Origin of the sequence: Flavobacterium sp. 28YEA47A, assembly GCF_041262125.1 — a bacterium.
Lineage (GTDB): Bacteria > Bacteroidota > Bacteroidia > Flavobacteriales > Flavobacteriaceae > Flavobacterium.
The window spans coordinates 371617-386173 of record NZ_JBGCCI010000001.1 but is presented as its reverse complement, the minus strand read 5'-3'; the positions used below and the strand labels follow the sequence as shown (position 1 = coordinate 386173).

The 14557-nt window shown below is 37.0% G+C and carries 13 protein-coding genes and 1 riboswitch; of the genes, 9 read left to right on the top strand and 4 right to left on the bottom strand.

What is annotated here, in order from left to right:
• The 3 genes from ABH942_RS01845 to ABH942_RS01835 all read left to right on the top strand — a co-directional run bounded on the left by ABH942_RS01845 (position 1) and on the right by ABH942_RS01835 (position 1256).
• Entirely contained in the window at positions 1 to 660 is a 660-nt protein-coding gene (locus ABH942_RS01845; protein ID WP_370029292.1) for a hypothetical protein, read from the top strand.
• Positions 661 to 891, top strand: coding sequence for a DUF3820 family protein (locus tag ABH942_RS01840; RefSeq protein ID WP_370029291.1), 231 nt, complete (start codon positions 661 to 663; stop codon positions 889 to 891).
• A 155-nt stretch (positions 892 to 1046) separates the two neighbouring features.
• Positions 1047 to 1256 carry a hypothetical protein gene (locus ABH942_RS01835; RefSeq protein ID WP_370029290.1) on the top strand — a complete coding sequence of 70 codons (210 nt, stop codon included), beginning with the start codon at positions 1047 to 1049 and terminating at the stop codon, positions 1254 to 1256.
• A 95-nt stretch (positions 1257 to 1351) separates the two neighbouring features.
• On the opposite strand, the gene ABH942_RS01830 is transcribed toward ABH942_RS01835, so the two are convergent.
• Positions 1352 to 1723 (bottom strand): RDD family protein, encoded by a 372-nt coding sequence (locus tag ABH942_RS01830; RefSeq protein ID WP_370029289.1) that lies wholly within the window; start codon positions 1721 to 1723, stop codon positions 1352 to 1354.
• A gap of 216 nt (positions 1724 to 1939) precedes the next feature.
• On the opposite strand from ABH942_RS01830, the gene ABH942_RS01825 reads away from it, so the two are divergent.
• The 4 genes from ABH942_RS01825 to mnmA all read left to right on the top strand — a co-directional run bounded on the left by ABH942_RS01825 (position 1940) and on the right by mnmA (position 7752).
• The gene (locus tag ABH942_RS01825; protein ID WP_370029288.1) at positions 1940 to 3553 is read left to right on the top strand and encodes a CTP synthase; all 1614 of its coding nucleotides are present in this window, start codon (positions 1940 to 1942) and stop codon (positions 3551 to 3553) included.
• A gap of 70 nt (positions 3554 to 3623) precedes the next feature.
• Positions 3624 to 5564 (top strand): membrane protein insertase YidC, encoded by a 1941-nt coding sequence (gene yidC, locus ABH942_RS01820; protein ID WP_370029287.1) that lies wholly within the window; start codon positions 3624 to 3626, stop codon positions 5562 to 5564.
• Positions 5565 to 5708: 144 nt separating this feature from the next.
• Positions 5709 to 6458, top strand: a complete 750-nt coding sequence (locus ABH942_RS01815; protein WP_370029286.1) for a toxin-antitoxin system YwqK family antitoxin — start codon at positions 5709 to 5711, stop codon at positions 6456 to 6458.
• A gap of 106 nt (positions 6459 to 6564) precedes the next feature.
• Positions 6565 to 7752, top strand: a complete 1188-nt coding sequence (mnmA, locus tag ABH942_RS01810) for a tRNA 2-thiouridine(34) synthase MnmA (RefSeq protein ID WP_370029285.1) — start codon at positions 6565 to 6567, stop codon at positions 7750 to 7752.
• Positions 7753 to 7895: 143 nt separating this feature from the next.
• Here mnmA and ABH942_RS01805 read toward each other — a convergent pair whose 3' ends face one another.
• Positions 7896 to 9089: a homoserine dehydrogenase gene (locus ABH942_RS01805; protein ID WP_370029284.1), complete on the bottom strand. Its 1194-nt coding sequence runs from the start codon at positions 9087 to 9089 to the stop codon at positions 7896 to 7898.
• Positions 9090 to 9100: 11 nt separating this feature from the next.
• Positions 9101 to 10279 (bottom strand): PLP-dependent aspartate aminotransferase family protein, encoded by a 1179-nt coding sequence (locus ABH942_RS01800; protein WP_370029283.1) that lies wholly within the window; start codon positions 10277 to 10279, stop codon positions 9101 to 9103.
• A 146-nt stretch (positions 10280 to 10425) separates the two neighbouring features.
• Positions 10426 to 10534, bottom strand: a riboswitch (SAM riboswitch).
• A 546-nt stretch (positions 10535 to 11080) separates the two neighbouring features.
• Between ABH942_RS01800 and ABH942_RS01795 the strand changes: the two genes are divergently transcribed.
• Entirely contained in the window at positions 11081 to 12694 is a 1614-nt protein-coding gene (locus ABH942_RS01795; protein ID WP_370029282.1) for a S8 family serine peptidase, read from the top strand.
• Positions 12695 to 12739: 45 nt separating this feature from the next.
• Complete coding sequence (locus ABH942_RS01790; RefSeq protein ID WP_370029281.1) at positions 12740 to 13678, top strand: NAD(P)H-dependent flavin oxidoreductase; 939 nt, start codon at positions 12740 to 12742, stop codon at positions 13676 to 13678.
• 155 nt (positions 13679 to 13833) lie between these two features.
• Here ABH942_RS01790 and ABH942_RS01785 read toward each other — a convergent pair whose 3' ends face one another.
• Complete coding sequence (locus ABH942_RS01785) at positions 13834 to 14466, bottom strand: carbonic anhydrase (RefSeq protein ID WP_370029280.1); 633 nt, start codon at positions 14464 to 14466, stop codon at positions 13834 to 13836.
• Between the last annotated feature and the right edge of the window lie 91 nt (positions 14467 to 14557).

Here is a 14557-nt window from a genome sequence, read left to right as displayed (position 1 = left end):
TTGGAAAATTCTCAATTCATTACTTTTCAAAAATTCAATCTTAAAGAAGACGCAGTCGAACTGGCTAATTTTTTAAAAGAAAGCCAGATAGAATACCGCATAGAAGATGTTTCCTCTGGTTTGGATGGCAATTTTGGAAACTCGGAACTGACTAAAGATTACCTGATAAAACTGCAAAAAGAAGATTTTGAAAAAGCGGACGCTCTTTTGTTGCAACTTTCTTCTAATTTGGTTGAAACTATTGGGACTGACCATTATTTGTATGGTTTTACAGATGAAGAATTAAAAGAAATCATTGTCAAAAAAGACGAATGGAGCCATTTGGATTACTTGCTGGCTCAGAAGATTCTTAAAGAAAGAGGACAGGAAATAATTCCTGAAGAAATAGAAAAGCACAGAAAACAACGATTGGAAGATTTGGCTAAGCCGGAAGGTCGCCAAACCACTTGGATTATCATTGGTTATATCATGGCTCTTTTAGGTGGATTTATGGGAGTTTTTATCGGTTGGTATCTGAAAACTCACGGGAAAACACTCCCAAACGGAGAGCGTGTCTACAATTATATCGAATCCGATAGAAAGCATGGAGGCAGAATCTTAACGTTAAGTATAATTTCTCTTTTGATTTGGATTGGAGCCCGATTCTATTTCTCTAAATAAATGGACGAACAGAAAAAGCTTCTCATCAAATTAGCCCATGCCAAAATGCCTTTCGGGAAATATGAAGGCCGATATCTGATAGATTTACCGGAATATTACGTGGTTTGGTATAGTAACAAAGGTTTTCCAAAAGGAGAATTAGGACAGCAATTACAGCTGGTTTATGAATTGAAATTAAACGGACTGGAAGAACTTGTCAGAAACATAAAGAAACAATACCCTAAACCTTGAGCAGGAATTAAACCAATTGCTAAACAAATATTTTTTATAAACTCTTTTTGTCGTTATCTGCATGGCATTTGAAAAGAAAATCACTTTTAAGGATTTCCGTAAAAATGATGGCAATCAGATGTTTAAATTTGGACATAATCACTTAACTCATTATTATGAAAAAATTATTTTTACTGGTATTGGTTGTTTTTTTCTGGTTTAATGGCAATGCCAAAACATTTGAATCTTTAAAAATTACGGCAACTTCTGAAGCTCTTTTTAAAGGAGAACAAAAAGGGAAAAAAACCGTGCATGTCAAAAGCTACAAAAAGAAAAGTGGAACAACTGTCAGATCCCATAAGAGAAGCGCTCCAAGAAGGCATTAATTAGGTGTAGTTACTATATAATCTGACCTGTCTTGTATACCTTAACAAAAAAAGCCTGTGACTATTTCACAGGCTTTTTCGGTTAGGTTTTAAAATTATTTGTTGACTACTTTTGTTTTGGCCAAGTCGTCTCCTAGTCTTGGCTTATCAATAAGCACCAGGATAGCGTCAACTAAAGGAATGAATAAAGTTATATTTCTTGTAGCACTGGTAGCATAATCTCCTTCTAAAGAAGAACCGTCTTGTCTGACTGCTGCATACTTCATCGCCTTTTTGCCGATACTTTGGCCTCCCGAAAGAGCATCTCTAAGCAGATAATAGCCAATACCGATAAGCATTCCTATATAGGAAATAATTCCAATTCCGGCCATGCCTGCGATAAACGAAAATAGAAAAATGGGAATGTAGGCGATTATACCGTCAATAAAAATCCCAAGAAACCGATTTAATTTTGATACTTCTGTCATAATAATTTTATTTGGTTGATTATGACTAAAATACAAATAATTTTAACAAATTTGAATTTATTTAAAATAAATTATTGTAAATACTTTTCGGATAGGAAAATAGAACTCAAATTTTTTCTGAAAAAATAATGTAGGCTCCCGTTTCTCAATTATCAATTAATAATTCGTACTTTTGCCACGTTTTTTTACACAACTACAACGACAAACAACAGCACAATGAATCAGACAAAATATATTTTTGTTACAGGCGGTGTGACTTCTTCTTTGGGAAAAGGGATTATTGCCGCGTCTTTAGCAAAATTATTACAGGCCAGGGGATATCGAACGACAATCCAGAAATTTGATCCTTATATTAATGTGGACCCGGGAACTTTGAATCCCTATGAACACGGAGAATGTTATGTGACAGATGATGGTGCCGAGACCGATTTGGATCTTGGACATTACGAGCGTTTTTTAAACGTTCCTACTTCGCAGGCAAATAACGTGACTACCGGAAGAGTTTATCTTTCTGTAATTGAAAAGGAGCGAAGAGGTGAGTTTTTAGGCAAGACGGTTCAGGTTGTTCCACATATCACCAATGAAATCAAGGAGAGAATGCAACTGCTTGGAAAAACTGGCGAATTTGACATTGTGATTACTGAAATTGGAGGAACAGTAGGTGATATTGAGTCACTTCCTTATATTGAGTCGGTTCGTCAACTGGTTTGGGAATTGGGTGAAAATAATGGAATCGTGATTCACCTGACATTAGTGCCTTATTTGGCTGCAGCAGGAGAGTTAAAAACAAAACCAACACAGCACTCTGTTAAGACATTGATGGAAAGCGGTATCAAAGCCGATATTTTGGTTTGCAGAACAGAACATGAACTTTCTGATGAATTGCGTCAGAAACTGGCTTTATTCTGCAATGTGAAAAGAGAAGCGGTAATTCAATCAATCGATGCTTCTACGATCTATGATGTTCCAAATCTGATGTTGGAAGAAGGTCTTGACAAAGTAGCGTTGAAAAAACTGGATTTGCCTGAAAAAGCAACTCCGGATTTAAAACAATGGAATGAGTTCCTGCAAAAGCTGAAAAACCCTAAACATATCGTAAATATTGGATTGGTTGGGAAATACGTTGAGTTGCAGGATTCCTATAAATCGATTTTAGAAGCCTTTATCCACGCAGGAGCGGCTAATGAAACCAAAGTGAATGTAGTAAGCATCCACTCAGAATATCTGGATGATAAAAACGTTGATGAGAAACTGAAGGATTTAGACGGTATTCTTGTAGCACCGGGCTTTGGAGAAAGAGGAATTGAAGGAAAGATTGAAACGGTTCGTTATGCGAGAGAAAACAATATTCCATTTTTTGGAATCTGTTTAGGAATGCAAATGTCTGTAATAGAATATTCAAGAAACGTTCTGGGATATGCAGATGCCAATTCAACAGAAATGAATGCCGGGACAGCACATCCGGTTATCAACCTGATGGAAGAGCAAAAAACGATTACAGATAAAGGCGGAACAATGCGTTTGGGAGCATGGAAATGTGACATAAAACCAGATACATTGGCTTCAAAAATTTATGGTAAAAACCAGATTCAGGAACGCCACCGTCACCGTTATGAATTTAACGGCGAATATTTAGAAATGTTGGAAAAAGCCGGATTAAAGGCATCAGGTATAAACCCGGATACGAAATTGGTGGAAATCATCGAAATTGAAAACCATCCGTTTTTTATCGGAGTACAATACCATCCGGAATACAAGAGTACAGTTGCACAGCCACATCCATTATTTGTGAGTTTTGTAAAAGCAGCTGTAACACATAAAAATAAATAGCATTTTGAAGGAAACTTCAAGAAAGGACTAACGCGTTAAATGCGTAATTAAATTAATTATTTAGAATACAATGGAAGAAAAAAAGTTTGACCGTAATTCAATTATTGGCTTCTTGTTGATTTTTATGCTTTTGTTGGGCGTAATGTATTTCAATAAGCCTTCACAAAAAGATATTGATGCGAAAGCCAAGATTGAAGCCGAAAAACAAAAAGCAGCAACAGTAGCAGAAAAAGAAGCCGCAATAACCGCAGTTGATACTACGGCTAAAGATTCGCTTCAATTGGAAAAATTGAAAAGTTCTTTAGGCAGTTTTGCTTATGCTGCAACACTTCCATCAGCAAAACCGGAAATCCAGACTTTGGAAAATGATTTGGTAAAACTTACTTTTTCTAACAAAGGTGGTTACATTGTTGGTGCAGAAATGAAAAATTTCGAAGCCGTTAGCAAAGGTTCCGGTAAACTGGTTAAAATAATAAAAGACAATAACGCCAACCTTAACATAGAGCTTAAAACACAAGGCAATCTTGTATTGAATACAAAAGACCTGTATTTTGAGCCGGCTGTTACTAAAGAAGGCGAAAACCAGGTATTGACCATGCGCTTAAAAGCAGGAGCGGAACAATATTTGGAATACCGTTATGTACTGAAGCCAAAAGAATACATGCTTGATTTCTCTATCAGAACGCAAGGCTTGAGCAATGTACTTCAAACGTCTAATCCGCTTCCTTTGGAATGGAGCATGAAAACGTACAGAAGCGAGAAAAGTATTTCGTATGAAAACCGTTATACAGAATTGGTATACGAATATGAAAATGGTAAAGATGATTATTTAGGACAATCTTCTAGCGACAAACAAGCTAAAGAAGTAACCTATATCGCATTCAAACAGCATTTCTTTACTTCAATCCTTTTAACAGACACGCCATTTAAGGTAGCAGAACTGAAATCGGATAATTTGGTTAAGGATACTGAAAAAGATACCATCTTTACAAAATCGTTTAAAGCTACTGTTCCTTTAGCATTCAAAGGCGGAGAAGTTAATTATAATATGAACTGGTACTACGGGCCAGCCGATTATAAAATCTTAAACAAATACGAAAAGAACCTTGACGAAGTAATTTCATTAGGTTGGGGAATCTTCGGTTGGATCAACCGTTGGATTTTTATCCCGGTTTATGATTTCTTAAGCCTTTTCTTGTCACATGGAATCGCAATTATCGTATTTACCATTTTGGTACGTTTGGTAATGTCGCCAGTAACCTATAAGTCGTATTTGTCACAGGCAAAAATGAAAGTACTTCGTCCGGAAATTTTAGAATTGAACGAGAAGTTCAAGAAAGATCCGATGAAGAAACAGCAAGAAACAATGAAGCTGTACAACAAGGCAGGCGTTAATCCTATGGCGGGATGTCTTCCGGCTTTAATGCAGATTCCGGTATTCTACGCCTTATTCCAGTTTTTCCCTTCGGCAATTGAATTAAGGCAGAAAAGTTTCCTTTGGGCAGAAGATTTATCTTCGTTTGATGCTATTTTCTCATGGAAACAGCACATTCCGGTAATCTCATCTTTTTATGGAAACCACATCAGCTTGTTCCCGATTTTGGCAGCAATTGCTATCTTCTTCTATATGAAAATGACAACTGGTGACCAGGCAATGAGTGCACCGCCACAAGAAGGTATGCCGGATATGAGCAAAATCATGAGAATGATGATTTATATCTCGCCTTTAATGATGATGATTTTCTTTAATAACAACGCCTCTGGATTGAGTTTGTACTATTTTATTTCCAACACAATTACAATTGGTATCATGCTGGTAATTAAAAACTACATCATCAATGATGAAAAAATCCATGCGAGAATCCAGGAGAACAAAACTAAAGAAAAGCCAAAAAGCAAATTCCAGCAAAAAATGCAGGAAATGATGGAGCAGGCGCAAGAGCAGCAAAAACAAAAAAACAAAACTCTGGAGGATAAGAAAAAATCACTAGACGACAGAAAAAAGAAATAAAAACAAAAAAGCACTCAACTAGGGTGCTTTTTTAAATTCTTAAGGAATCTGTAGCGCAAAAGTTTTCGGCAGGCTTTTTGAAAGAAGAAAACGGCAATAAAAACAGATATTTTTAGTTAACAAGAATAATAAACCCACTATTGCATGAAATCACTGACTATAACATTTATTTTATTTTTCTCGTTGTTCCAAACTTCTTATTCCCAGGAGACAAATAAGTTGGACGACAAAGGACAGCGTCACGGACTTTGGAAAGGTACATATACCGAATCACAAAGACCGCGTTATGAAGGAACTTTTGATCATGGAAAAGAAACCGGAACCTTTAAGTTTTTTGATGATACTAAAGAACTAAAAGTTATTGCCACTAGAGATTTTAGCGCAAAAGACGGTAGCGCTTATACCACCTTCTTTGATCAAAAAGGTAATAAGGTTAGTGAAGGAAAAGAAGTAAACAAGCTCTATGAAGGCGAATGGAAATATTATCATTTGGAGTCAAAAGAAATAATGACTATTGAAAACTACTCCAAAGGAAAATTAAATGGCATTAGAAAAGTTTTTTATAGAAGTGGGAAAATAGCAGAAGAGGCAAACTATAAAGACGGAATTAAAAACGGGCCATACAAAAAGTATAGTGAAAAAGGAGCTGTTTTAGAAGATGCGACCTATAAAAACGGAGAATTTGAGGGAGCAGCGACTTATAATGATGATGCCGGGAAAACCGTAAAGGGACAATTCAAAAACGGGAAGAAATCCGGAATATGGAAATATTATGAAAACGGAAAACTGGTCAAAGAAGAAAACCCAAACAAGCCGGTAAGAGAAAAATTCAAGATGAATGGCAAAAACAAAGGAGCCCGAAAACTACCGCAAAACGCTCCGGCCAACAAATAAATTTCTCAAATGCATTTATAAATTAAACAAATGCAGGGAATACAAATACTATTCTATTTTGACGTAATTTTGCACCATCAAATAATTTGAATCAAATAATAAGAAAATGAAACGTGTCGTAGTAGGTCTTTCTGGTGGTGTCGATTCTAGTGTTGCTGCTTATTTGCTTAAGGAGCAAGGCTATGAAGTCATTGGCCTGTTTATGAAAAACTGGCATGACGATTCCGTAACTATTTCTAACGAATGCCCTTGGCTGGAAGACAGCAATGATGCGCTTCTGGTAGCTGAGAAATTAGGTATTCCTTTCCAGACAATAGATTTAAGCGAGCAATACCAGGAAAAAATCGTGGACTATATGTTCCGCGAATACGAAAAAGGAAGAACGCCTAATCCGGATGTGCTATGCAACCGAGAAATCAAATTTGATGTCTTTATGAAAATTGCTTTGAGCCTGGGAGCTGATTATGTAGCAACCGGACACTATTGCAGAAAAGGAGAAATTGAAGTTGATGGAAAGCCGGTATACCAATTGCTTGCCGGAGTGGATGGAAATAAAGACCAATCCTATTTTCTTTGTCAGCTTTCGCAGGAACAACTGGCGAAATCCTTATTCCCAATTGGAGAATTGACAAAACCTGAGGTTAGAGAAATTGCAGCCAAAATGGGACTGGTTACAGCGGAAAAGAAAGATTCTCAAGGATTGTGTTTTATAGGGAAAGTCCGCCTGCCGGAATTCCTACAGCAAAAATTACAACCAAAAGACGGATTGATTTTTGAAATCGGAGCCGATCAGGAAATTTATAAAAAAGAGAAAACAGGTTTTAATTCATTGCAGGAAGAACTTGCCCATGAAGCAGCATCGATTCCTTATGTTCCGGAAATGGGTAAAGTAGTTGGAAAACACCAAGGCGCACATTACTTTACAAAAGGACAGCGAAAAGGATTGAATGTAGGTGGAACCGTTGAACCTCTTTTTATTATCGAAACTGACGTTGAAAATAACATTATCTATACCGGACAAGGAAATCACCATCCTGGACTTTATAAAAAAGCCCTTTTTGTGGAACGTTCCGAAGTGCATTGGATCCGTCAGGATTTGGCATTGAAAAATGGCGAATCGATGGAAGTAATGGCAAGAATCCGTTACCGTCAGCCATTGCAAAAAGCTACGCTATACCAATATGAAGATGGATTGTATGTTGCTTTTGACGAAGCACAGTCAGCCATTACAGAAGGACAGTTTGTTTCCTGGCATTTAGGAGAAGAATTGATTGGTTCTGGAGTAATAGCCTAAGCTTCTGAGGTGCTAAGGTTCTAAGATGCTAAGGTTATGCTTTTGGATGTGAAAAGTTATAACCTATCATAAAATAAAAACCCGACAATCACTTGTCGGGTTTTTTTGAACAAAATATATAACAAACAAAACTAAACAGCGAATCAGGCAATATCTAATAACACAAAAGATTTATCAATGCTTTCGTCAAAATGAATGTTTCTTAAGTTTTCTAAAGAAATAGTACCGGTTATATAACCCGATTCATGATTCAGATACGATTCGTCAATAGCAGAAAAATGCTTTTTTAGAGTAACGGCATCTTCAATCTGGTGTCTTAGGAAAACCTTTAGATTTACGTCGTCAGACAGGCTGTAATCTTCCTGCTGCGCAATCTTTTTATATTCGTATTGGTAGTCATAGCTCAAAGCAGAAATGTCGCTCAATACAGCCGAAGCCGTTGGGTGCGCTCCAGCACCTTTACCCACGAAAAACTGTTCGTCGGCAAAACTGGTTTTAGTAATCACACCATTAAAAACATCATCAACATTAAACAGACGGTCTGTCGAATCCACAAATTTTGGAATAACGAAAGCAGTAATATTTCCATCTGTATTTTTAAAAGCCTGTGCGACCAATTTGATTTTTAGTCCTTTTTCACGGGCATATTTTAATTCTAATCCTCCAATATTATTGATTCCAATATTCAGAAGATCTTCGGGTCTTGCAATATATCCGAAGGAATGCGCCAAAAGAATCAACAGTTTGTATTTGGCATCAAAACCGCCGGTGTCTAAAATAGGATTGCTTTCTGCAAATCCTTTTTCCTGGGCTTCTTTTAAGGCTTCTTCATACGACAGGTTTTCTTTAAAAGTTTTAGTCAGTATGTAATTGGTTGAGCCATTCACTATACCCTGAATAGACTCTAAAAGATCATTATCATAATATTCTTCTAAATTCCGAATGATAGGCATACTCGCGCAACAGGCAGCTTCATAGAGTAATGGCACGTTGTGTTTTCTCTGCAATTCCAACAATTCTTCAAAATGCTCTGCAATCATTTTTTTATTGGCAGAAACCACAGCTTTTCCACTTTTTAAAGCTGTCGTTACAATTTCATAAGCCGCATCTGCATCATCAATAAGTTCTACAATAACATTGATTTCAGGATCGTTGAAAATATCGTTTTTGTCGAAAGTAAAGTTTTCTGCTCCAATTTCGCGTGGCTTATTTTGGTTTTTGACACAGATTTTTTTGATGTCGGCTTTTAATCCCGGTGTTTTCTGCAAAACCTCATACAACCCGAAGCCTACGCATCCAAAGCCGAATAATCCTATATTTAATTTTTTTCTTGACATTTTTCGAGTAATTAATTTTTATGGAATTCGACAGTGGCATTTTCTTTAATTGCATTTTGTAACGCCTGCTTTAAGTCGGCAATCAGATCATCAGCATCTTCTAAACCTACAGAAAGGCGGATTAGGCTATCAGTAACGCCCGATTGGTATCTTTTTTCAGCAGGAATTGATTTATGGGTCATTTCACATGGCAGACAACACAAACTTTTTACACCGCCCAAACTTTCTGCCAACTGGAATAATTTTGTTCCCGATACGATTCTTGAAGCCAGTTCCTTGTCGTCAATAACCAGATCAAAGGTCACAACACCACCAAAATATTTCTGCTGGCTTTTTGCAATTTCATGATTGAGGTGGGTTTTTAATCCTGGATAGTAGACATTGCGGATTAGCTTTTCAGTAGTCAGGAATTCGGCAATTTTCTGTGCATTTTCAGCATGTTGTTTGATTCTTAGGTTTAGGGTTTCAATTCCTCGTATAACCAACCAGCTATCAAATGGGCCTAAAATAGCGCCAGAAGCATTCTGGATAAATTTAATCCTAGCGCCTAACTCTTCTGTAGCTGTAATCACCAAACCGGCTATTAGATCGCTATGTCCTGAAATATACTTTGTTGCACTGTGAACAATCAGGTCGGCACCAAAATCAATCGGTTTTTGGGCGATAGGAGAGGCGAAGGTATTGTCTACACAGAAGAGGATATTGTTCTCTTTTGCAATTTTCCCTATGGCACGCAAATCTGAAATCTTTAATGTTGGATTGGTTGGAGATTCGATCCAAATCAGGGCTGTCCTGTCACTGATGGCGTTGGCAACATTTTTTGCATCGGTCGCATCAACATAAGTCACCTGTATCCCGAATTTTTCATAAATATGAGTAAATAGGCGGAAAGCACCTCCATAAATATCGTCTACCGCTATGATTTCGTCTCCGGCAGATAGCAATTTCACAACAGCATCTATTGCGGCAAGTCCACTGGAAAAGGCATAGCCATTGGTTCCATTCTCCAATTTGGCGGCCAGATCTTCAAGAACTTTTCGTGTAGGATTATTGCTTCTTGCATAATCAAAACCTTTGTGAACGCCCGGAGCATCCTGTACAAAAGTAGAAGTTTGGTAAATTGGCACCGAAATGGAACCTGTTAGTTTATCAACTGGAATGTAGTTTAGAATTTGAGTTTGCTCTTTCATCTTGATTCGTTTTTAAGTTTTTTAATATTTTTTCGCTTTTAAAAAAATATTCGAAACCAGATATCGGAAAGGGCATAAAATAAAAATGCTCCTCCGATAAGTCAGAAGAGCAAATAATATCTCGAGTTATTATGTACTATTTTCTAAGCTTATCTTTCCCTGCTAAAGCAAGGGTTGAATGTGGCACCTTATCCTCAATAGGACAGGTTGCCAAGACGTCATCGGGTCAATTCCCTCGGTCTTTCTGGATAAGAATAATCTTTTAAAGAACTTGGGTGCAAATTTAGAGTATAAAATATTTAAAAACCTAATAAAAACGAAAATATTTTTTATTTAATTGATTTGCAGTGTTTTATATTATGTGTAAATGTTGTAAATAGTGCATGTTAAAGTATTTTATAAAATTTCATTTTTGTAAATTTGACATTCATATCTAAAAAAATAATGGTTTTGAATTCAAAAATCACTCAAATTATTTCCCAGCTTCCTTCTTTAAATTTTGAAAGATCCAAACAATTTTATCAGGAAATTTTAGGTTGCATGTTGGCAAACAAATATGAGACCTTTTAATTTTTTATGGGATGATAATGAAATCCATCTTTAGAAATGCAATGAAAAAATAATTCCTGAAAACTCAAGTTGCTACATTCGCGTACATGATATTGAAGCTGTTTTTGAACGGTATAAAAAAGTTTTGGAAGATAAAATAGTACTTAAAAGCCAATCTCGGGAATGCGGGAATTTTATATTATTGATGATAGCGGCAATTTGTTTAAGTTTGGACAGCCAATACAATAGCTTATGAAAAAAATTACCTTTTTAATCGTGTTGCTTTCAGGCTTCTGGGCTATGGCTCAGGAAGATGCCTGGGTGTATTTTACAGATAAACCAGATGCAACCTATTATTTGGCAAATCCGCTGGAAATGCTTTCGCAGAGAGCGCTTGACAGAAGGACAAGACAGAATATTTCGTTAGACGACAAAGATGTCCCAATTTCTGTATCGTATATCAATCAGGTTACGGCTTCAGCAGGAATTACGGTCAAGGCCAAATCAAAATGGATGAATGCTTTGCATATTAGAGGGACTGTAGAAGCCATCCAAAACCTTGAAAACCTGACATTCGTAGACCATGTTCAATTTGCTAATGCTACATTGAATACTGCGGGACGGGCCATGCGACAATCCCAATCAGCTGTTGTGAATAAAGAGCAGGAAGTTCAGGTGAGCTTTGGATACGGTACATCAGCAAACCAGATTCAAATGTTAAAGGGAAATCTGTTACACCAGCAGGATTTTACAGGAAATGGAAAAATAATTGCGGTCATGGATGCCGGTTTCCCTAATGTAAACACAGTACAGCCTTTTCAACGACTTCTTAATAACAATAAAATTTTAGGAGGCTATGACTTTGTAAACAGAAATACAAATTTTTATACAGGCGGCACTCACGGAACTTTGGTGCTTTCTACTATGGGCGGTTATGTTGAAAACCAATTAGTAGGAACAGGACCCGATGCTTCGTACTATCTTTTTATTACGGAAGATATTTCAGATGAGAATCCGGTAGAGGAATCCTATTGGGTTGAAGCTGCTGAAATGGCTGATAGCCTTGGTGTTGATATAATCAATACCTCATTAGGATATTTCATATACAACAATCCCAATTATAGTTATAACTATGCTAATATGAACGGTACAACAGCCTTTATTTCCCGTGGGGCAGATATTGCTTTTTCAAGAGGAATGATTTGTGTTGTTTCGGCAGGAAATTCTGGAGCCGGACCCAATCCAAACATCAGTGCTCCGGCAGATGCTATAAATGCGCTGGCGGTGGGTGCTGTTACTCCGGATGGCAGTTATGCCAGTTTTAGTTCTATTGGTCCTTCATCAGACGGTAGGGTAAAGCCCGATATAATGGCGCAAGGTCAACAAGCTGTTGTTTCTGACGTTTTTGGTAATATTGTTACTGCCAACGGAACTTCTTTTTCTTCGCCAATAATTTCAGGTATGGTGGCTTGTTTATGGCAGGCTTTTCCCAATAAAACAAATGTAGAGATTATGCAAATGATTAAGCAATCGGCTCATTTGTATACTACTCCAAACAACCAATTTGGTTATGGAATACCAGATTTTAATAAAGCCGTGACCAATGCTTTGGCAACTCCTCATTTTTCTGAAAATGAATTTTCAGTATATCCAAATCCGGCCAATTCTGTCGTAAATTTGACCATTCCTGAATTTTATAGAGAAGTACAGATTCTTATTTATAACCAGTTGGGACAAGAGATCGTAAACAGGGAAGTCAAAAAAGAAAATCCTTCCTTTTCAATTGAAAGCCTGCAATCGGGTATTTATTTGTATAAAATCAAAGCAGGAAATACGTATAAGACGGGGAAATTAGCGATTAAATAATAGTTTGAAAAACGAAAAACAAATAATAAACCATAACTAAATTAAATGAATAAGATTACACAGCTTTTCAATATACAATATCCAATTGTTCAAGGAGGTATGATATGGAACAGCGGTTACAAATTAGCAAGTGCGGTCAGTAATGCCGGTGGATTGGGATTAATTGGAGCAGGATCAATGTATCCGGAAGTTCTTAGAGAACACATCCAGAAATGTAAAAAAGCGACTGATAAGCCATTTGGTGTCAATGTTCCGATGCTCTATCCGAATATTGAAGAAATCATGAATATTATTGTAGAAGAAGGCGTAAAAATTGTGTTTACTTCTGCGGGTAATCCTAAAACTTGGACGAGCTTCTTAAAAGAAAAAGGAATCACGGTTGTTCATGTGGTTAGCAGTTCAAAATTCGCTCTAAAAGCGCAGGAAGCTGGCGTTGATGCGGTTGTTGCAGAAGGTTTTGAGGCTGGTGGTCATAATGGAAGAGAAGAAACAACTACACTGACTTTAATTCCTATGGTTCGCGAAAAAATAGAAATTCCGCTCATTGCAGCCGGAGGAATTGCTACAGGAAGAGGAATGCTAGCCGCAATGGTTTTGGGCGCCGATGGCGTTCAGGTAGGAAGCCGTTTTGCAGCATCAATCGAAAGTTCATCCCATGCTGATTTTAAACAGACTATTGTCGACTTGGAAGAAGGCGGAACGCAAGTGACTTTGAAAGAACTGGCACCAGTGCGATTAATAAAAAATAAATTCTACCAGGATATACAGGAGCTTTATGCCAAATGCCCAACAACAGATGATCTTAAGGTTTTATTGGGAAGAGCCCGTGCCAAAAGAGGAATGTTTGAAGGTGATTTAGTAGAAGGCGAACTTGAAATCGGCCAGATTTCAGGACTGATCCACGATATAAAACCGGTAAAAGAAATTGTTCAGGATATGGTTTCTGAATTCGAAAAAGCAAAACAGGAAGCTGTTTCTTTATAAAAAAATCCCTTTGCTCAGCAAAGGGATTTTTTTTAATTGATTATCTGAAACCTTATGCCAAAAACAGTCTCTAATATGTTTATGTTTTTTTGCAAAGTTCAATAATAGAGCGTTGAACGTTACCTGTCTGGTATAACTTCCCGATAGCCATTTTTTTAATCGTGACCCAGATTATAGATTTCCATGATATTTTTCATGATGCGGTCAATATCCAGTTTCAGATCAATTAGTTTTCCGGATTCTATGTCGAATACCCAACCATGAATCTGAAGCCCTCTTTCGTTATATGCTTTTTGCACTTCGGCAGTTTTAACCAAATTAACGCACTGTTCCTGTACATTTAATTCGACCAGCCTGTTGTATTTTGCGGTTTCATCTTCAATAGCATTCAGTTCATTCTTATGTAGCCTGTAAACGTCGCGTATGTTTCGCAACCATGGATTAAGAACGCCCAAATCTTCAGCCTGCATGGCAGCTTTTACACCACCACAGAAGTAATGCCCACAAACTACGACATGATTGACATGAAGGTAGTTTACTGCATAATTCAATACAGACATCACATTCAGGTCAATGCTGATTACCATATTGGCGATATTTCTGTGCACAAAAACTTCTCCGGGAGAAACGCCCATCAAATCTTCTGCTGTAACACGGCTGTCAGAACATCCAATATATAAGATATCCGGATTTTGTCCTTTTGATAAGTTCATGAAATAGTCCGGATCTTTTTGTAATTTTTCAGCAATCCACTTTTCATTATTTCGGAATACTTTTTCTAGTTCCATAGTATTATAGTTAGTTGGGAGATTTTTATATGTTAAATATAAAAAAAGACCGTCTAAAAAAAACGGTCTTGTGATTTTATTTTTGGTAATG

Excerpts from the sequence above, each read along its gene's own strand:
- ABH942_RS01840 (WP_370029291.1), top strand. The coding sequence starts at position 661 with ATGGACGAACAGAAAAAGCTTCTCATCAAATTAGCCCATGCCAAAATG.
- ABH942_RS01835 (WP_370029290.1), top strand. The coding sequence starts at position 1,047 with ATGAAAAAATTATTTTTACTGGTATTGGTTGTTTTTTTCTGGTTTAAT.
- ABH942_RS01830 (WP_370029289.1), bottom strand. The coding sequence starts at position 1,723 with ATGACAGAAGTATCAAAATTAAATCGGTTTCTTGGGATTTTTATTGAC.
- ABH942_RS01825 (WP_370029288.1), top strand. The coding sequence starts at position 1,940 with ATGAATCAGACAAAATATATTTTTGTTACAGGCGGTGTGACTTCTTCT.
- yidC (WP_370029287.1), top strand. The coding sequence starts at position 3,624 with ATGGAAGAAAAAAAGTTTGACCGTAATTCAATTATTGGCTTCTTGTTG.
- ABH942_RS01815 (WP_370029286.1), top strand. The coding sequence starts at position 5,709 with ATGAAATCACTGACTATAACATTTATTTTATTTTTCTCGTTGTTCCAA.
- mnmA (WP_370029285.1), top strand. The coding sequence starts at position 6,565 with ATGAAACGTGTCGTAGTAGGTCTTTCTGGTGGTGTCGATTCTAGTGTT.
- ABH942_RS01805 (WP_370029284.1), bottom strand. The coding sequence starts at position 9,089 with ATGTCAAGAAAAAAATTAAATATAGGATTATTCGGCTTTGGATGCGTA.
- ABH942_RS01800 (WP_370029283.1), bottom strand. The coding sequence starts at position 10,279 with ATGAAAGAGCAAACTCAAATTCTAAACTACATTCCAGTTGATAAACTA.
- ABH942_RS01795 (WP_370029282.1), top strand. The coding sequence starts at position 11,081 with ATGAAAAAAATTACCTTTTTAATCGTGTTGCTTTCAGGCTTCTGGGCT.
- ABH942_RS01790 (WP_370029281.1), top strand. The coding sequence starts at position 12,740 with ATGAATAAGATTACACAGCTTTTCAATATACAATATCCAATTGTTCAA.
- ABH942_RS01785 (WP_370029280.1), bottom strand. The coding sequence starts at position 14,466 with ATGGAACTAGAAAAAGTATTCCGAAATAATGAAAAGTGGATTGCTGAA.